The 19749-nt window shown below is 47.3% G+C and carries 16 protein-coding genes; 12 read left to right on the forward strand and 4 right to left on the reverse strand.

The window, feature by feature from the left end; genetic code table 11:
• Positions 1–251: 251 nt before the first annotated feature.
• Positions 252–1628 carry an MATE family efflux transporter gene (locus MHI51_RS03205; protein WP_341001086.1) on the forward strand — a complete coding sequence of 459 codons (1377 nt, stop codon included), beginning with the start codon at positions 252–254 and terminating at the stop codon, positions 1626–1628.
• Here the strand turns inward: MHI51_RS03205 and MHI51_RS03210 are convergent, their stop codons facing one another.
• Complete coding sequence (locus MHI51_RS03210) at positions 1629–2669, reverse strand: alpha/beta hydrolase (RefSeq protein WP_139329954.1); 1041 nt, start codon at positions 2667–2669, stop codon at positions 1629–1631.
• 295 nt (positions 2670–2964) lie between these two features.
• Here MHI51_RS03210 and MHI51_RS03215 point away from each other — a divergent pair, with 295 nt between their 5' ends.
• Complete coding sequence (locus MHI51_RS03215; protein WP_036676839.1) at positions 2965–3708, forward strand: IclR family transcriptional regulator; 744 nt, start codon at positions 2965–2967, stop codon at positions 3706–3708.
• Positions 3709–5252: 1544 nt separating this feature from the next.
• On the opposite strand, the gene acnA is transcribed toward MHI51_RS03215, so the two are convergent.
• Positions 5253–7994 (reverse strand): aconitate hydratase AcnA, encoded by a 2742-nt coding sequence (acnA, locus tag MHI51_RS03220; protein WP_038568617.1) that lies wholly within the window; start codon positions 7992–7994, stop codon positions 5253–5255.
• 452 nt (positions 7995–8446) lie between these two features.
• On the opposite strand from acnA, the gene MHI51_RS03225 reads away from it, so the two are divergent.
• The 9 genes from MHI51_RS03225 to MHI51_RS03265 all read left to right on the forward strand — a co-directional run bounded on the left by MHI51_RS03225 (position 8447) and on the right by MHI51_RS03265 (position 16223).
• Positions 8447–9478, forward strand: a complete 1032-nt coding sequence (locus MHI51_RS03225; RefSeq protein ID WP_405173572.1) for an amidase domain-containing protein — start codon at positions 8447–8449, stop codon at positions 9476–9478.
• A 20-nt stretch (positions 9479–9498) separates the two neighbouring features.
• Positions 9499–10590, forward strand: coding sequence for a D-alanine--D-alanine ligase (locus tag MHI51_RS03230; RefSeq protein WP_076220194.1), 1092 nt, complete (start codon positions 9499–9501; stop codon positions 10588–10590).
• Between the two features lie 45 nt (positions 10591–10635).
• Positions 10636–10953: a hypothetical protein gene (locus tag MHI51_RS03235; protein ID WP_036679853.1), complete on the forward strand. Its 318-nt coding sequence runs from the start codon at positions 10636–10638 to the stop codon at positions 10951–10953.
• The gene (gene uvsE / locus MHI51_RS03240) at positions 10950–11957 is read left to right on the forward strand and encodes a UV DNA damage repair endonuclease UvsE (RefSeq protein WP_036679855.1); all 1008 of its coding nucleotides are present in this window, start codon (positions 10950–10952) and stop codon (positions 11955–11957) included. The genes MHI51_RS03235 and uvsE overlap by 4 nt, the downstream gene beginning before the upstream one ends.
• Positions 11958–12225: 268 nt before the next feature.
• Positions 12226–13110, forward strand: a complete 885-nt coding sequence (locus MHI51_RS03245) for an inositol monophosphatase family protein (RefSeq protein ID WP_036679857.1) — start codon at positions 12226–12228, stop codon at positions 13108–13110.
• A 15-nt stretch (positions 13111–13125) separates the two neighbouring features.
• The gene (locus MHI51_RS03250; RefSeq protein ID WP_076220195.1) at positions 13126–13392 is read left to right on the forward strand and encodes a hypothetical protein; all 267 of its coding nucleotides are present in this window, start codon (positions 13126–13128) and stop codon (positions 13390–13392) included.
• Positions 13393–13487: 95 nt separating this feature from the next.
• The gene (locus tag MHI51_RS03255) at positions 13488–14780 is read left to right on the forward strand and encodes a stalk domain-containing protein (protein WP_405173573.1); all 1293 of its coding nucleotides are present in this window, start codon (positions 13488–13490) and stop codon (positions 14778–14780) included.
• A 101-nt stretch (positions 14781–14881) separates the two neighbouring features.
• A complete protein-coding gene (gene def / locus MHI51_RS03260; RefSeq protein ID WP_036679906.1) occupies positions 14882–15433 on the forward strand; it encodes a peptide deformylase in 552 nt (183 codons plus the stop codon).
• A 169-nt stretch (positions 15434–15602) separates the two neighbouring features.
• Positions 15603–16223, forward strand: a complete 621-nt coding sequence (locus MHI51_RS03265) for a hypothetical protein (protein ID WP_076220196.1) — start codon at positions 15603–15605, stop codon at positions 16221–16223.
• A 363-nt stretch (positions 16224–16586) separates the two neighbouring features.
• Here MHI51_RS03265 and MHI51_RS03270 read toward each other — a convergent pair whose 3' ends face one another.
• Entirely contained in the window at positions 16587–17903 is a 1317-nt protein-coding gene (locus MHI51_RS03270; RefSeq protein ID WP_076207520.1) for a glutamate-1-semialdehyde 2,1-aminomutase, read from the reverse strand.
• A gap of 124 nt (positions 17904–18027) precedes the next feature.
• Positions 18028–19074, reverse strand: a complete 1047-nt coding sequence (locus MHI51_RS03275; protein ID WP_076220096.1) for an LCP family protein — start codon at positions 19072–19074, stop codon at positions 18028–18030.
• A gap of 105 nt (positions 19075–19179) precedes the next feature.
• Here MHI51_RS03275 and bcp point away from each other — a divergent pair, with 105 nt between their 5' ends.
• Positions 19180–19647, forward strand: coding sequence for a thioredoxin-dependent thiol peroxidase (gene bcp, locus MHI51_RS03280; RefSeq protein WP_341001098.1), 468 nt, complete (start codon positions 19180–19182; stop codon positions 19645–19647).
• Positions 19648–19749 lie beyond the last annotated feature (102 nt).

A 19749-nucleotide genomic window follows, 5' to 3' on the forward strand; every position in this document is an offset into this window, starting at 1 on the left:
GAAAACCTCCCGTGATATGTCTTCATTAGTCCATTATATGTGTGCTCATGATAGCTTATGAAGAGCATAAGAACGCGATAATAATATCGTTGACAACCGTTTGATATGGTGAAATAATACAGGAAAATAAAGGCAATGATACCGAAAGGTACAACCTCGCGAAAAGGAGGGTGTACCTTTTTTTTGTCGTGTGGACCGATTAATGAAATCCTATGGGGTAGTAGAAAAACTTTGAGAAATGAGATGAGGGTATGAACAAGCTTGAGAAGAAGCAATTTTATAATCAGCTTTTAAAATTAGCGGTACCGATATCCCTCCAAAGTCTAGTCATGGCGGTGCTGTATTTAGTAGATCAATTGATGGTAGGGCAGCTTGGGGGTGTAGCAATCGCTTCGGTTGGGATGGCTAGTAAAATCTATAGCGTGATTTCAGTGGTACTGGCGGGTCTTGCTACGGGTCTTGCTATATACGCGGCTCAATATTGGGGGAGTAAAGACCGAAAGAGCATCACACCACTACTGGGATTAAGTCTTGGAATTGGCCTGATCTTGTCGGGTTCATTTACGATATTTGTTTTTTTCAACCCTCGGCTATGTCTGTCTATTTTTACAACGGATAAAGAAGTGTTGGAGAATGGGTACATTTTTCTGAAAATCGTTGCCCTCAGTTATATTCCAACGATGTTGACGATGCTCTATTCGGCGGTTCTACGAAGTTCAGGACATGTAAAGTATCCAATGATTGTTAGCATAGCTGCTGTAGGAATGAATATTATTTTAAACTATGCGCTTATTTTTGGGCATTGGGGATTTCCAGAGCTTGGACTTGCAGGTGCGGCATATGCAACGTTAATCTCACGTATAGTCGAAAGTGCCTTGATTGTCGGAGCTGTATATCGTGGAAAGCTGCCGGGTGCCGGAGGTATTAAGGATCTCAGTTCGTTTTCGAAAGCGCTGTGCATACCTTTTTTAAGAACGATAGCGCCTATTGTTTTAACGGAATTGGTTTGGGTCTTAGGGGAGGCTTGTTATTCCGTAATATATAGCCGTATGGGCACAGCGGAGATGACCGCTATGACAGTGACCTTTCCGCTGCAGGGGTTGACGATTGGACTTCTGGCAGGGCTTTCTGGTGCAGCTGGCATTATGGTCGGACATAAGCTGGGAGAAAATAATAATGCAGGTGCTTTTCAGTATGCTCGTTTTTTTGTTCGAATAGGAGTAGGGATTTCATTGCTGCTTGGTGTGCTTATTGCTGTTCTTGCCCCGCTCTACGTCTCAGCCTTTAACTTAACATTGGAAGAACGCCGAATGGCCACTTCCGTTATCTGCTTTTTTGCTCTTTTTTTATGGATAAAGGTGGGCAATATGATGATTGCGGGAGGGATCCTGCAGAGTGGTGGCGATAGTAAATTCGTCTTTATTATGGAAGGCTCGACAACTTGGTTGCTTGGGGTGCCTCTAGGGCTACTGTTGTCATGGGGATGGAAACAGCCTCTTCCCTGGGTATACTTCTTTCTGTCCCTGGAAGAGGCTGTTCGATTGGTTATAGGTTACGTGCGTTTTCGCCGTGGTAAATGGTTGAAGCAACTGACCCATCAGGGGACAGAGGCGGATTGTAGTGCTTAACTAGTTACTTGCCATCGCCGGCTGGTTGCCATTGTAGGTTTTGGCTAGTTGAACATTTCCTAAGAAAGCAGAGACTCGCCGCAAATACTCACGCGGGTGCTCACGGAATAGCAATTCATGATGGCTGCCCTCTACGACCCAGGAATCTGAGAACGGATTGCTTTGGTTCGCGGCCAGCTTTTCGGCAATAGGATAAGGAGCTTTATCATCTTCGGTTCCATGCATGAGTAGAATAGGGAAAGGATAATCTTCGGATTTGACCTTCGCATAAGGAATTTGATTCAGCCCCGTACCGTTCAGAACTGGGAACAGCATTTCCATAATCGCCAGGGAAGGCTGGCGGGGCAGATCAATATTTTGCTTAATATTATGATACAGCGTATCTGGCTCTAACAAAAAGGTGCTGTCCAGAATCATCGCGTCAATGTCCTCTGATACTAATCCTGTTTGCAGTGCTGTGCCTGCTCCCATGGAGAAGCCCCATACCACTAACTCCTCAGCTCCACGTTCCTTAGCAAAATCAATAGCGCCTAGAAGCTGCTGGGATTCTTTTTTACCTCCGGTTGCAATATCCTTGTTGCCTTGGGCAGCAAAGCCGTAATCAAACATCACGACATTGAAATTCAGACTGTGTGCATAGTGAGCGAGATCGTACATAGGTACCCAAGATTCTTCCCGGTTGGCGCCATAGCCATGGCTGAACACGATAGTTTTGGTAGCCCCTTCGGAGGGAATATACCAGCCGCTCATCATCCGACTTCCATCTTTAGCTGGAAACGTCACATCCTCGTATGCGAGACCTTTGGCCTGCATGGGATTGGAATACAGAGGTGCGACCGTTGGATTAGATAATACCCAGGCGATATAGCCATGAAGTGAGACAAAGCAGAAGGCTAAGAAGAAAAAAATAGATAATAGCAGTGCAACGATAATATGCTTCACACGAATCATCCGCAGCGATAGCCGGGACGAACTGCCTTGTTTAGGTAGTTTAGGTCGACGGGAGACGGTTGTGCCGGTTTGGCGAGTTGCCAGATCCATATGGTCCCCTCCTAGAATGATGTGAGTACTAGTGCCTAGAAGAATTTGTAAAAATGATTCTAAAGCATCAGTAGATAATTTAATATGTTAATCGTATGAAAAAGCCCTTACAAAGTCAATGAATTAGACGCTTTTGTAATGTAACTGTAAAGTGCGGCCCAACCTTTTCCGGCACATTTTTGGCACAACTCCGGCGGAGTGAATATACTGGACTTTCCATAGAGTTTTGCACTAAGATAGAGTTAGTTATAATGTAACCGAGTTTCATTTGATGAAACACGAGGGGGAGATTGTCATGGAGGACCGAAAGCTTACAGTGCGTGCGGTAGAACGTGCGCTTGATATATTGCTTTGTTTTACGCAGGACAGAGATTTAGGGTTGACGGAGATCGCTTCAAAGATTGATTTACATAAAAGTACCGTCCATCGGCTGCTGGCAACCTTGGAGGAAAAGGGCTTTCTCATTCGTAATCCGGCCACTGAGAAATACAGTTTGGGTATACGAATTTGGGAATTATCTACGCATTTGCCTGCTTTTGATGAGTCAGCCGCGGTATTATTGCCGTCAATGGAACGGCTGCGGGATCGGCTAGGGGAGACTGTTAGTTTATACTTACGCGACGGCATAGAACGTGTGCGGATTCAGGCGGTTCAGAGCCAGCAGGCCATCCGGCGAGTGGCGCAGATCGGTGCGAGATTGCCTTTATCTGTGGGGGCATCAAGCAAAGTGCTGGCAGCCTATGCTCCTCCAGAGGTGCTGAAAGAATTGCTGGAGAGTTCGGGATGGCCGGACTACGTTGAGAAGGATGTCTATCAAGAGCAGCTTAATGACATTATCCGGCTCGGATATGCCACTAGTTTCGAGGAACGCGAGCCCGGTGCGGCCGCGGTGGCGGTGCCTGTTACGGGCCGCAGTGGAAATGTGATTGCGGCGTTATCACTGTCCGGCCCAGTTAGTCGCTTATCCCGAGATACGCTAGTGGAATATGCCGCGGTACTGAAGGAAGCGGCTAGTGAAATGGGCATGATGATTCCTTAATTCGCTGGCTGAGACATACCTTGTTAAACAGCAAAGCAGCGATCTCTCCGTTACTGGAGGATCGCTGCTTTGCTGTTTTGGGGAGGGACTTAGCCGATTGTGGGTAAGTGGCAGGAAACGATGGGTAACTGACAGCCTGATGGGTAACTGACGGCTGACGACTGATGGGTAATTAACGGCTAACTGATGGGTAATCAACAGCTAACTGACGGCTAGCTAATGGCTAACGGCTCCCCTACCTTGCGTTGGTTTGGTGAGCTTCAGTGAATATACACGTTCCTTTGGAAGCCTCAGTAACTCGTAATCTGAGGCTCGAGCGTTTGAACCCCGGGTCTAGATAGGCAGAGGGACGGAGGGGCGGGAGGATGGAAGGACGGGAAGGTAGAGAACCCGCTATGAACCTATGAGCCAACGAACCTACGAGCCAACGAACCTACGAGCCAACGAACCCACCAACCAACGAACCCACGAACCAACGAACCAACGAACCTACGAGCCAACGAACCTACGAGCCCACGAACCCACGAGCCAACAAGCCAACGAACCCACGAGCCAACGAACCTACGAACCTACGAGCCAACGAACCCACGAACCTACGAGCCAACAAGCCAACGAACCAACGAACCCACGTATCTCATAACTCGTACACAAGTAATCCCGGGTTGTTATTTAGATATTCCCTGAGGCTTCCGGACTTAGAAGACGCTATTTGCCCATTTAAAGCCTTTTGGGCATAGTTTCGGACCCCAGTGCAGCTATTCGGCAAAAATGGGCTCCTGTAGCGTGTTTTTTATGCCAATAGCGACTATGGAGTCCGATCGCACGCCAAAAGTCGGATAATCGAGCGTATAGAGTCATCTGAGTCCGATCGCGCGGAATCCTAAGCGTCCCCTGGGGCGTGCGGACTCAGGGGACGCTATTTGCGAATTGACAGCCAGTTTGGCATAGTTTCGGACTCCAGTGCAGCTATTCGACCAAAACAGGAACCTTTAGTATGTTTTTCATGCCAATAGCGACTATGGAGTCCGATCGCGCGCCAAAAGTCGGATAATCGAGCGACTAGAGTCATCTGAGTCCGATAGCATTGAATCCTAGGCGTCCCCTGAGGCTTTCGGACTCAGGGGACGCTATTTGCGAATTGACAGCCAGTTTGTCGTAGTTTCGGACCCCAGTGCAGCTATTCGACAAAAATGGGCTCCTGTAGCGTGTTTTTTATGCCAATAGCGACTATGGAGTCCGATCGCACGCCAAAAGTCGGATAATCCAGCATATAGAGTCATCTGAGTCCGATCGCGCGCCAAAAGTCGGATAATCGAGCGAATAGAGTCATCTGAGTCCGATAGCATGGAATCCTAGGCGTCCCCTGAGGCGCGCGGAATCCTAAATGTCCCCTGAGCCTCACGCAGCAATGGTGAAGATCCCAAAGACAACAGACAGAGGCACCCTACCCGCCGCAAATTGGCTACTGAAACCACCCCATAAAAAAGGGACTGCTCACAGCCACTCATGGCCGTGAAACAGTCCCTTTTTAAGTTACTTTAAATCTATTCTACCGACACCGCGGAAGAGTCTGTAGCATCTGCCAGCATCTGGCGAAGAACAGTCTGCAGGATACCGCCGTTGCGATAGTAATCAATATCGACTGTGCTGTCGAGTCTTGCAATGACAGGGAAATCGAATTGTGTGCCGTCTTCACGGGTAGCCGTGACAGTTAGCTCTTGACTTGGTGCCACGTTGTTATCGAGACCAGTAATGTTGAAGGTCTCGCGTCCTGTCAGTCCCAAGCTGCTCCAGCCGTGGCCTTCTTGGAATTGAAGTGGGAGTACACCCATACCGACCAGATTGCTGCGGTGAATCCGCTCAAAGCTCTCAGCGATAACTGCTTTAACGCCAAGCAGAAGCGTACCCTTAGCTGCCCAGTCACGTGAGCTTCCTGTACCATACTCCTTACCAGCGATGACGATCAGATTTTGTCCAGCATCCTGATAGAGCATGGAAGCATCATAGATGGACATAACCTCGTCGCTTGGCAAGAAGGTAGTAACGCCGCCTTCTGTACCAGGAGCTACTGCGTTACGAATCCGAATGTTAGCGAACGTACCGCGCATCATGACTTCGTGGTTTCCGCGGCGTGAGCCGTAGGAGTTGAAGTCTGCACGTTCTACACCATGATCGCGCAAATATTCGCCAGCAGGACCAGAGGTAGAGATATTACCCGCTGGTGAGATATGGTCGGTTGTTACGGAATCAGCAAGCAGCGCTAGAACGCGTGCATCTTTGATATCCTTAATGTCTCCCAGACCGTCTGCCAGATGTTCGAAGAATGGCGGATTCTGGATGTACGTGGAATTATCATCCCACTCATACAGCTCGCCTTGCGGAACAGGAATCGAATTCCAACGTTCGTTAGCGGTGAATACATTTTCGTATTTGCTACGGAACATCTCCGGACTAAGGGAGAGACCAATGGCTTCACGAATTTCAGCAGTGGTTGGCCAGATATCTTTCAGGAATACTGGCTCACCTTGCGGATCAAATCCAAGTGGCTCAGTTTGCAAATCGATATTTACTGTACCAGCCAAGGCGTAAGCAACTACGAGCGGCGGTGAAGCCAAGTAGTTTGCTTTTACCTGAGCATGTACGCGGCCTTCAAAGTTCCGGTTACCGGAGATGACTGCGGCTACGGTCATGTCATTGTCAGTAATGGCTTGACTAACTTCTTCAGGCAATGGACCGGAGTTACCGATACAAGTGGCACAGCCATAACCAGCCAAGTAGAAGCCCAGTGCTTCGAGTGGTTTCAGCAAGTCTGCTTTTTGCAGGTATTCAGTAACCACCAAGGATCCTGGAGTCAAGCTGCTCTTAACATAAGCTGGTTTGGTCAGACCACGTTCCACAGCTTTTTTCGCCAAAAGACCTGCTCCAAGCATAACGCTAGGGTTGGAAGTATTCGTACAGCTAGTAATAGCTGCGATTACGACTGCGCCTGTGCTGAGCTTGCTGGTAGTATCATTTTTGTGCTGTACTTCTACGACTTGAGCGATTTTCTCATCGCTGAGACCATAACCGCCTTTGTCTACAGGTGTACGGATAATACCTTCGAAATTTTCCTTCATATGCGTAAGTTCGATCCGGTCTTGTGGACGTTTTGGTCCAGCCAAGCTAGGAACGACAGAAGCTAAGTCAAGCTCAATCACATCGCTGAACTCAGGGTCTGGCGTATCCGAGGTACGGAACATCCCTTGTGCTTTGTAATAAGATTCAACCAACGCCACCAGATCATCCGGACGGCCCGTGCTGCGAAGATAAGCGAGTGTCTCGTCATCTACAGGGAAGAAACCGATAGTTGCTCCGTATTCTGGCGCCATGTTGGCAACAGTTGCCCGGTCAGCCAGACTGATGTTAGCAAGGCCAGGTCCGTAGAATTCGACGAATTTGCCGACTACACCCTTTTTACGCAACATTTCAGTTACTGTCAGTGCCAAATCCGTTGCTGTAGCTCCTTCGATAAGGCTGCCTGTAAGCTTGAAGCCCACTACATCAGGTGTAACAAAATAGAGCGGTTGTCCAAGCATTCCTGCTTCAGCCTCAATACCGCCTACACCCCAGCCCACAACACCCAGACCATTGATCATCGTGGTATGGGAATCCGTTCCTACAAGGGAATCTGGATAAACGACAGTTTCACCATCGATAGTTTTAGTAGTGGCAACGGAAGCTAAATACTCTAGATTTACCTGGTGCACGATACCTGTTGCTGGTGGAACTGCACGGAAGTTGTTAAAAGCTGTCTGTGCCCAACGAAGGAAACGGTAACGCTCCTCGTTGCGTTCGAACTCAACGTTCATATTGTATTCCAAGGCGTCTGCTGTACCGAAAGCATCAACCATGACAGAGTGGTCAATTACAAGGTCAACCGGGACAAGCGGATTGATCTGTTTAGGATCTCCTCCGGCTTTTTTTACAGTATCACGCATAGCTGCGAGATCCACGACTACCGGAACTCCGGTGAAATCCTGAAGCACGATACGAGCAGGGATAAATGGAATTTCTTTATTACGGTCAATGTCACCTGACCAATCGGCCAGTTGTTTCACATGTTCTTCAGTAATTGCCCGTCCGTCAAACTGACGTACAGCAGCCTCTAGTAGGACTTTGATCGAAAAAGGCAGGGAAGAAATAGAGCCCAATCCTTGTTCCTCAAGGGACTTCAGATCATAATAGCGATAAGATTTGCCGCCTGATTCCAGGGTCCGAGCCAATGAAAAATGATCCTTGCTTGGCATATATGCGCCTCCTTGTTTCGTCTAATGAAACCCAATTTCAAATTGCTTCTAGCTTAATTATAACGGTTACAAAGTGGGGAGTAAAGTTTTTTTTCCTACATCTAAAGCCCGAATTATGCCTGAGAAAATGCCAAGCACCCTTCCATTGTTACATTGTATCGTTTCGGGATATTCTTTTTACCTCAAAAAGAGCCATTTAAAGGAGATAATACGAAAGAATTCACCGGAATCCTTGGTTTTACTTAATTATTAGGCAAAATACACACTGAATTTCTCTTCCTCAGTCATTAGGTGATAGGGTCCTCGTTGTCGATGTTGGATTGAGATGTCGGACTTGGGGTTAGAGTTTTTGCTTGAAACATCCTTAACTATTCAACCGATCTGTATAGCGGCCTGTTTCCTTTCATATACATAGAACAGCAGTTAAAAGGGAAAGAAGGGGCGCGAGTATAATGGAACAACAGTGGAAGCAAAGTCTTTATGTATATGTTGATCAAGTGAATAAGGCCAGGGTGGAGCCTAAGTCATCATCGCATACCGTTTCCGTATCCGTTAAAGATCCGCGTTTTCTGGTAGAACAAGGGGAGCGTTCAAGACGTCTTGCGGAGTGGTATAAAGAACGTGGGATAACTCCTTTGCGCGGAGAGACAGGGGTTAAGACTTTGCGGACCGTCCGGCAGACTCCGACCGAGGTAGTAGCAGAGGTTACACTGCATAGTGCGCTTTATTATGAAAAAGGCGGTGTTAACCACCGCGAGGATATTATCGAGCTGGAGCGGCTGACCTTTGTACGGGACGGCGGGGGCTGGGAGATTGCTGGTGTGGAACGAAGTGTCCCTGAAAGAAATACGGTTCATCGGGGAGAGGTAGAGCTATCGGGCAGACTATCCAAATGGGGAGAGGCTTTGCCGGCACCGCTGCCATCACAGCCCCTGCTAAACCGGAATGTTCTCGGAGAAATTGCAGGTTCACGAGAGGTTCGGTATAACCGTGAAGAAGCTGTGGCGTATGCCGACCGCTGGTGGAAAGACGGCAATCCGGAGTTCGAAACCTTCGAGGTGGATTGCACAAATTATGTCTCCCAATGTCTCTTTGCAGGGGGAGCACCTATCAACTATACTGGTAAAAGAGAAACGGGCTGGTGGTACAAAGGTTACCAAGGCAAACAAGAATGGTGGAGCTATAGCTGGGCTGTGTCAGACAGTCTGCAACGCTATTTGAGCGGAAGTCGGAGCAGTGGCTTGCGTGCGGAAGTCATGGAGCGGCCGGAGCAATTGATGCTGGGCGATATCATTCAATATGACTGGGATGGCAACGGGCAGTATCAGCACAGCACAATCGTCACAGCTTTTGATGCAGGAGGCATGCCGCTTGTGAATGCACGTACCGTTAGCAGCCGTCATCGCTATTGGGATTATCGTGATTCCTACGCATGGACTGATCAAACGAAATACCGTTTTTTTCATATTAACGACTACTTATAGTACAGAAAGAGGTTAAGGGAATGGGGAACGCAAAACTAACCGTAGGGCTGGTGTACGGGGGCAAATCAGGAGAACATGAGGTATCGCTACAGACGGCTTTTGCCGTGATGAACTCATTTGATTATGATAAATATGAGATTATACCTTTTTACATTTCAAAACAGGGATTGTGGAAGGTTGGAGAGAAGTTATCAGCGCCTTACAGCCAAGTGGAGCAGCTCAAGCTTGCAGAAGCGACCGAAGATATGGGCACAGCCCTGAACGTGGTATTTAGTGGATTATCCGGTGCGGACAAAACAGTGGACGTAATGTTCCCGCTGCTGCACGGCACGTATGGTGAGGACGGAACGATTCAAGGGTTGTTCGAAATGGCGAATATTCCTTACATCGGTGCTGGTGTTCTTGCCTCTTCGGCAGGTATGGATAAGGTGGTCATGAAGAAGCTGTTCGCTGATGCCGGTCTGGATCAATGCGAGTTTTGTTATTTCAACATCAGCGCTTGGAAAAGAAAACGTCATGAGTTGATTGTTGGTGTAGAGGATAAACTGGGGTATCCGGTATTCGTGAAGCCTGCCAATCTAGGCTCAAGTGTAGGTATTTCTAAGGCTGCCGATAAGGATAGTCTTGTAAAAGCTATTGATTTTGCTTTCCGCTATGATACCAAAGTTATTATTGAGGAGTTTGTGGATGCGCGTGAGGTAGAGGTTGGCGTGCTTGGAAATGATGAACCAGAAGCCTCTGTTCCGGGTGAAATCGTTTCTTCTGGTGAATATTATGATTACGCAGCCAAATATACGGACGGCAAATCGCAAATGATGATTCCTGCACCAGTGGATTCTGAAGTGGCCGATCGTTTACGGGAGTCCGCGATAGTTGCTTTTCGAGCGATTGAGGGCAGTGGAATTACCCGGGCAGACTTCTTCTTGCGAAAATCGGATGGTAAAATTCTAATTAACGAAGTGAACACGATGCCTGGTTTCACTCCTTACAGCATGTATCCGCTATTGTGGCGTGAGACGGGTGTATCTTATAGAGCTCTGTTAGACCGAATGATTGAGTTAGCCTTGGAGCGCTATAATTTTAAACAAGGCCTTAAGTACGACAACGAGTAATAGAAGCTATAGCGGGAAGATCCCGACTGGAAGGAGAGAAGAAACATGGGTTTTCAAACAGAATTCAACTCCGTCTGCAAATTCAAGAGTGAACAAGAGCTGTACGAGCTGCTGGAATATGGGCGCACCAAAATGGTGAAGCAAGGCTTTCGTGTGTATCCGACGGGTCAAAAGGTTATTGCTTACACCCCTGAGAACGTAGCTGTAGCCATTGTCAAAATTTCAGCCTCGATTGCAGAGATTAATTTTCAAGGGCATGAGGTTACCGCGGTAGAGATGGAGCTTGTGCGTAAGCTGAATGAAGAAGAGTCCAGAGTGCAGACGGCTTTGGCTGAGGAAATGTTTTTTGGAGCACAGGGATGATTGTCCGCTTCGGATATGTAGCGATGTCCACCGTTATCAAAGACTGCTCCCCATCTAAGACAATGACGATGGCCTCTTTTAAGAAGCTGGATGACCGTGAAGCGGCACTTCGGCGTTTGGAGAACATCGCTAGAATGAATCTGCATAATACGCTGCGGTTGATGAAGCATAATGTGGCTTCGGACATCATGGTGTACCGCCTCACTTCCAAAATCATTCCTCTGGCGACGCATCCGGATTTGCAGGACTGGAATCCGTTTGCGGCGCTCGCCGAGGAATTTGCGGAAGTGGGCCAATATGTGAAAAAGCACGGGCTGCGTGTTTCTTTTCATCCAGATCACTTTACAGTACTTAGTACACCCCGTCCGGAGGTGCTGATAAACTCCGTACGGGATTTGCAGTACCATGTGGACATGCTGGTTGCTATGGGGCTTCCTGCCATGGCGAAGAACAATATCCATATTGGCGGAGCTTATGGGGACAAGCCTGTAGCGGCGAAGCGATTCGAGGAGCATTTCCGCGCGCTGCCGGCAGCGCTGCAGGAGCGTATAACGCTGGAGAATGACGATAAGACATTTACAGCTCCGGAGACACTGGCAGTCAGTCAGAGCGTAGGATTACCGATGGTGCTGGATATTCACCACCAATGGGTGAATAATGAAGGAGAGCTCCCTTGGGAGCTGTGGCCTGACATTTTGCAGACATGGCGAAGCGAGCTAGCACAGAAGGACGTTCCTTCTGGAGAGCTTTTGCCGCCTAAGATTCATGTATCCAGTCCGCGCAGCCCGTCTGATCCGCGCAGCCATGCGGATGGCGTGGAACCTGCGCCTTTGCTGGCTTTTCTGAAACGTATTGCCGCAGATACGCCTGCTGTCGATGTTATGATTGAGGCGAAACTAAAAGATGGCGCGTTATTTGGATTGATGGAGGCTATGAAGGAGCTGGCTGAGGCCGGTAACGGAATTTCCTTATTAAATGGGGCAAGCGTGAATATTGAACCTTAAACAATGAAAATAAGGAGATAGGTCCCGAATACGGGTCCTATCATGACTTGATATGTAACTTGAAATAGGGTACGTTGAATGAAACTTTAATCGCTTATCGTCTTTATATGGACCTGGGGCATTTATGCTCGCAGGTGAGAATTGGGTCCTCTTTTGGCGGAACTTTGGGAACTTGGGGAACGTTTTGACGTATTGCACGGTATTGTGAATAGGATTGCTTTAGAATTAAAGCCATTGGCGATTATGTTCAAGAAAGTGGAGTGAAGATATGAGTCCTTTAAATCCAGAGGGTAAGAATGAACGTGAACCCTATGTAGTAACAAGCAAGGGACATACGGCGGTGGCCATTAATGCGGCTGCCAAAGCAGGAGAATGGATAAAGAGCAGACAGGGTCTCGTGAAGGAGCTGAATACAAAAACTTCAGCACAAGATCTGGTTACGGAAGTTGATAAAGGCGTTGAGCAAATGATCCGCAGGCTGATCCTGACACATTTTCCCGACCATGCCATTCTCGGGGAAGAGGGGGTTTCGCCGGGAGCAGCAGCGGCTACCGCTGCATTGGAAGAAGCTCGTGAGCATGAATATTTGTGGATTGTAGATCCTGTAGATGGTACGACTAATTTCGTACACGGATTTCCTTTTTACTGTGTCTCCATAGCATTGGTGATTCGCGGTGAACTAACAGTAGGCGTTATTTATGATCCGACTCGTGATGAAATGTTCGTCGCTGAAAAAGGAAAGGGAGCTTACATGCACGGTGTCCCTACCTCGGTCTCTACGGAGACTGATTTTGGAGACAGCCTGATTGCTATGGGCTTTCCTCCGGATCGTGAGTTTGCACAACCTGTGAATATGGCCGGACTGCAAAGTATTCTTCCGCAGATTCGTGGTATTCGTGCCGGAGGCGCGGCTGCTCTACATTTAGCTTATGTGGCGGCAGGCCGTGTAGATGGCTATTGGGAAGTGGGCTTAAGCCCTTGGGACTGTGCAGCAGGAGTACTGCTTGTACTTGAATCAGGAGGCAAGATTACGGATACCCTAGGACGTTCATATGATATTGGTACACGCCATGTAGTAGCAAGTAATGGCCACATTCACGAATATTTGGTTTCGTCACTGAAGAATGCTGAAGCAACAGGATATAAGCTTTAGGGAGGACGATACAGCATGAGTGAGAAGGATGATTTGGAACGCAAGCTGAGCGAAATGTTGGTAGATGGTGAGATGGAACAAGGCGATCGTACGGCTAAGGAAATCCGGGAAATCTCACCTAAATATGAAATTCGTATTCAGACTACGCTCGATCCTATTGTGGAAGAAACATTACGTTATCGTAAGATTGGATATGAGCTGGATGACCGTTATGATAAATATCTGGAGCGTGCAGGGCAGAAGTTAGAGTCAGATGAAGAGTCAGACAATAATAGCCAGTGATTTGCGAGGGGCGGTTTCCTGAATATAGGAGGCCGCTCTTTTGCGTTGCTATCCTGGATGGTAGAATGGAATTAGAACAATTTGGGAGGGATACGATGCTAGGCAATTGGAAAAAAATTTGGGCAGCTGGCATAAGCAGCCTGCTTTTGTTATCTGCGCTGATTAGCGTAGGAGCAGGCACGGCAAATGCGGCTGACACGACTGCGATACAAGACTCTGGGCAAGATGTCTTTCGCATCGTAGCTCTAGGTGATTCCATTACTGCTGGCTACGAGCCAGGAATGACGGACGTGAATACTAAGCCATACGGCTATGCGGAGAGATTGCTTGAGCAGGGCTGGTATCATGGCAGAAGTGCACTTACTAATTATGGTATTCTAGGGCTGACTACGGCCGGATTACGTAATTACACAGGAGCGATCAAGGATGGTTCAGTGATTACTGCTGAAGGAGTTCAGGCAGGTCTCCCAGATCCACGAATAGAGCAGTTCGTGAAGCTAACTCCGCAGATCGCAGCAGAGCTTAAGGAGGCTGATCTGATTACCATTACGATTGGTGGGAATGATGTAAGCAGTCTGTTCTTGCAGTTCAAGGAGCTGACGGATGCGGATTTCCAAACACAGCTGGACCAGCGGCTAGCGGATTATCAAACAAATGTGAAGGCAGTGCTGGAGAATATTCGTGCGGTAAGTCCGCAAACGACGATTATACTGGCCGATCAATATCAGCCTGCCCCTAAGGTTACGCTTGGTCAAATGTACAACAGATTAATGACGGCAGCGGGCAAATTTACGGAAGCAGCGGATAGTGTAGCTGCAAGCGTGAACCAAGAGGGAGCGAAGGTGCTTGTAGCTCATGTTGCGGAAAAGTTTGCCGGGGTAGAAGGCTCGCTGACACATATTATTGGAGCAGGGCAAACTGATTTTCACCCGACGCAGCTTGGATACGAGACTATTGCTAAGGTCTTTGCGGAGTTACAATGGGGAGAGTATCGCGTTCCTACTGTAGCTACAATGGCTACTGCATCGGTACCGATGTCGATTGTAGTGAAGGGCGTGGAGTTGAATACACCCAATAAGCCTATCCTTAAAAATGGGCAGAACTTTTTGGCGCTAAAAGATATTCTAAATGCCGTGGGCGCAAGCGGGAAGTGGGATAACAAAACCTCCAGCGCTACCATCGTGTATGGTGGAAGAACCGTTGTGATCACCATTGGCTCGAAATTTATTAAGGTGAATGGAGAGAACGTGGCTATTGATACTCCAGCTTTTCTGCAAAAGGTAGGCAAGGAGGACAAAACCTACTTACCCCTTGCCGCTTTGGCGACAGGACTTGGATTCGATGTTAATTACAGCAGCAAACTGCGAACTGCTTTCATAAATCCATAAAGCTGCATACTATACATCATAAGAAATTAAATTAAGCCCGTAAGGAAAAGGTGGATGGAATATTGTCTAGTTCAAAATATAATGCTGAATATATCATCACCATGGATGATATAGTGCGGGAGGGTCATCCCGTACTTCGTACCGTAGCACAACCAGTGGAGCTTCCATTACAGGCGGAAGATCGTGAGGCTTTGCAATGTATGCTTCAATTTCTGAAGAACAGTCAGGACCCGGAGATTTCCGAAGAATATAAGCTGCGCTCTGGCGTAGGTCTGTCGGCGAATCAAATCGGACTGGAGAAGCGTATGTTCGCGATGTATCTTACAGACGAGAGAGGGCGGGCTGTAGAGCATGCTTGGGTTAACCCTAAGATCATAAGCCACTCCTTGTCTATGGTGTACTTACCAGAAAGCGAGGGCTGTCTGTCCGTTGATCGTCCCGTGCATGGCTTTGTACCTCGGTATGAAACCGTGAAGGTGAAGGGTTATGATCTGGAGGGCAAGGAGGTTGTCCTTAAATTTAAGGGCTACCAAGCTATCATCATCCAGCATGAAATAGACCATCTCGATGGGATTATGTTCTATGACCGAATTAACAAGGAGAATCCGTTTAAGCTGCCTCAGGGCGTGGAGATCAGGAACTTATATGAGTAGGAGAGTAACTCTGAATTAAAAAGCGGGCGACCTTACAGCGTAAAGCTGATGGTCGCTTTTTTTTTACCTATCGGCAAGATTATAATATTTCAAATATTTTACAAATCAATCGGAAGGATGTACCCTTACAATTAATGGATTTAAATTAGTAATAAGAGGAGGGCGTTAAATGAACTGGAGCAGAATGCCAATTAGAGGATTCGCCAACGAATACAATGATGAGGTTAAAAAGATTGATGAGCAGATTTTGAGTCTGATTCAGGAACGTAAAGCTATAACAGGCAAGAAACGATTATCCCCTGATAGTAAGCTACTTGAGGAATGGGCAACTAGATTCGAGATGAATACTACTCAGATTGTGCAGCATTTGCACCTTATGAATGAAACTGTACCCAGAAGACAATATTGGGAAGAGCCTGGTTTATTGCTGGGAGTGCTTCCGATTGTGAAGCGGACGGTCGTTGAAGAATGCGAGTATATACTTACGCATGCTATGCAGTATGAAGCCTTCAGCATAGTTACTGTGGAAATCAAATATTTAAAAGAAGCTGTAGGACATATCCATCTTCGAACGGCTTTAACGCTTGAAGTGGCGGGTGAGAATGAATATGAAGTGCAGCCGCATGGTGGTCATGGAGGTGGAGCGCATACACAAATGCAATTCTTGGTCGCCCCAACGCTGCCGGAGCATCTGGAGGGTGTAGAGTTTTCACTAGTACCTGGGAGCGAGCAAATGTTAAGACCGTTAATGACTGAGATTACGTTGGACAAGCAGGTGGATTTTACATGAGAGCAGTAGAATATTTGGACTTCCAAACGCTGTTAGCGGATGAAATCCGTAGATAAAGGTGGTCACTATCGCTCACACTCTTACAAAACGATTCTTTGTTTAACCCCTAGACTATATACGGTGTGTTTCTGCTTTTTGCGGTGTGAGCTACAGAGTTATTAGGGAAAACTCCCTGAAAATAACCTATATTCTCTGTAAATGAACAGAATTAGGACCGTGGATGAGTAAAAATGTAGAGCAGCGATCCTCCAATATAGGAGAATCGCTGCTCTTTTAACATTTGCGGTTTATGGGACTGGGACAGCCCCTTAATCTATGCAGCTATTATTCAGCTTATAGAGCACTGCGTTTCATAATCCATTCTTATTTCTCAGCCGCCATAGCGCGGAAGGATTCTTCAGCTGCGATAAGTGTAGCATCAATATCTGCATCAGTATGTGCTGTGGTCAGGAACCAAGCTTCGTATTTCGAAGGGGCAAGGTTAATGCCACGGTTCAGCATATGCCGGAAGAAGCTGGCGAACAATTCGCCGTCTGTATCCTGAGCCTCGTCATAATTCGTAACCGGATGATTACAGAAATGAGTGGAGAACGAACCACGGATGCGGTTGATTGTCAGTGGAATGCCATGACGGTCTGCAGATGCTTGAAGTCCATCAGCGAGACGGATTGCAAGCCGATCCATTTCTTCGTATACACCCTCTGCACTCAGAACCTCTAAACAAGCAATCCCTGCAGAGATAGACGCAGGATTGCCCGCCATTGTGCCGGCTTGATATGCCGGTCCAAGTGGAGCTACCTGTTCCATAACATGCTTGCGGCCGCCGTAAGCGCCGATAGGCAGGCCGCCACCGATGATTTTGCCAAGTGCAGTAAGGTCAGGAGTAATGTCCTCATGATTATCCAGCCCCGCATAGGTTTGTGTAGAACCATAATGGAAGCGGAAGGCAGTAATGACTTCGTCATAAATAACAAGGGAGCCATTATCGTGAGCCAGCTTGCAAAGTCCTTCGAGGAAACCAGGCTTAGGCATCACCATGCCGAAATTCCCCACAATCGGTTCAACCATAACAGCTGCGACATCTTCGCCCCATTTCTCCAGCGCCTCTTTCAGGCTGTCCAGATCATTAAAGGGAACGGTGATTACCTCCTGGGCGATACTGCTTGGAACACCGGCACTATCTGGAATGCCAAGTGTAGAAGGTCCGGATCCTGCTGCTACAAGCACCAGATCAGAGTGGCCGTGGTAACAGCCAGCGAATTTTACGATTTTGCTGCGTTTTGTATAGGCACGGGCTACACGGATCGTTGTCATAACCGCTTCGGTTCCAGAATTGACGAAACGTACTTTATCCATAGAAGGAATGGCTTCTTTTAGCATTTTAGCAAGTTTAATTTCGAGCTGGGTTGGGGTTCCGTAAAGAACACCATTTTCTGCTGCTGTCGTAATTGCTTTGGTAATATGAGGGTGGGCATGGCCGGTAATGATCGGTCCATAGGCTTGGAGATAATCGATATATTCATTGCCGTCTTCATCCCAGAAGTGAGATCCACTGGCGCGTTTCATAAATACAGGTGCTCCGCCGCCAACGGCTTTGAAGGAGCGGGAAGGGCTATTTACACCCCCAACGATATGCTGGAGGGCTTCGTGATAAAGTTGTTCAGATGTGGAGCGATTCATAATGTGATCATCCTTTCGATTGTTGGTGCTCAAGGGAACGGGCGAACAACGGTGTTTTCCGTTGTCCGCCCGTATTATACCAAGTCACTGCTTTGTGTACATGTGAACTTTGCTTGTCAGGCCCTTAATGGGTCCCGCCAGAACTGCTATTGGAGGTGTTCTCCGGTGTAGGGGTTGGTGTTGGCTCAGGACCATTTATGGTATCCTGTATAAATTCTTTTAGCTTCTTTTCGCTACGAATTCCGATAACCTGTGATCCGTCACTTGTAGTCTCCTCAGTGAGCAGATCCATTGGCGGAATTTGCTCACTGCCACCCATACTGCTATTATACCCTACGCTTGCCAGCTTCCACATATCATTAACTGACATATTGGTTTCAATATAAGGCGTAACCTGCGACAGGATATTTGGCAGCTTGACAATGGAGGTGGTGCTGATCAGCTTATCAGCCACAGCCTTGAGAAAACCGCGTTGGCGCTCGGTTCGAGTGAAATCGGAGGTAGCGTCATGCCGAAAGCGAACATATTGTAGCGCCATGTTGCCGTCAAGATGCTGATATCCTTTTTTTAGATCAATATCATATTCCGGACCGTCTGCAACGGTTTTGTAGACCATATCTTTTTCGACTTCATAATCCACACCCCCAACGGCATCAACCAGCTTGATGAATCCTTGGAAGTCCGTGTAGACATAATATTGAATTGGGATACCGAGCAGATCGCTGACGGTCTGCATCGCAGTATTAGGTCCATAAATAATCGCTGTATTAATACGTTTCTCGCCATGATCTGGAATCGGAACGTACGTATCTCTCAGTATTGAAAATACACTGATTTTCTTCTTCACAGGGTCAAGAGAAGCGACGAGCATTGTATCTGAACGGGGGATTTCCCCTTTCTTCACACCTCGGGCATCTACACCCATTAATAGGATATTAACAGGCTCTGTACCCTCCCACTTAGGAGGCTCAGGGGTATCGACATCAACGGTCTCTGCATTTTGAAAAGGTGAATCTTCAGTATTCGACATGCTACCAAGCTCATTGTAAATGGTTGTAATGTAGAAAATGGCCCCACCGATAATAAGGAGGAGTATAATGGCCAGCGTCCAAAGCAGCGGTTTCTTTTTTGACTTACCAGTCTTTGCGTGCCTTTTCTTTCTAGGTGGCATTTCTCGTTCTTCCTTTCGCATTCACGTTGACTACATTATAATTTCTTTTGGGGATACGTGCAATTTAGGAATAATTCCCCAATCTTAAGAAGGAGTGGATATATCTTGATCGAAGTAGCTATTGGACAAAAAGTACCCAATTTCACTCTTCCCTCTTCCAATGGGTATGAGGTTAGTTTGAGTGATTTCTTGGGCCGAAAGGTCATCTTATATTTTTACCCTAAAAATATGACACCAGCCTGCACGCAGGAGGCCTGCGAATTTCGTGATGCTTTTGATCAAATCACGGCGGTGGGTGCGGTTGTTCTGGGTATTAGTCCGGACTCTTTGGCCTCACACGCTAAATTTACAGAGAAGCATAGTTTGCCCTTTCCACTGCTGTCTGATGAGGATCATAAGGTAAGTGAAATGTTCGGCGTATGGCAGCTCAAGAAACTTTACGGCAAAGAATTTATGGGAATTGTGCGATCTACTTTTCTGATTGATGAGCAGGGGATATTAGTGGAAGAATGGCGGAAGGTACGGGTAAAAGGGCATGTCGCAAACACGATAGCAGGAATAAGCGAATCATAAATTTTACTAATTACTTTTTATAGATGTCTATTACATTTTTAACAGCTTATATAAGGTGTTGTCATGATATAGTTTCCTCATAATTGCTTCAAATTTGGAGCA

Source organism: Paenibacillus sp. FSL H8-0260 (assembly GCF_045040625.1).
In the GTDB taxonomy this organism is placed as follows: domain Bacteria; phylum Bacillota; class Bacilli; order Paenibacillales; family Paenibacillaceae; genus Paenibacillus_AQ; species Paenibacillus_AQ odorifer.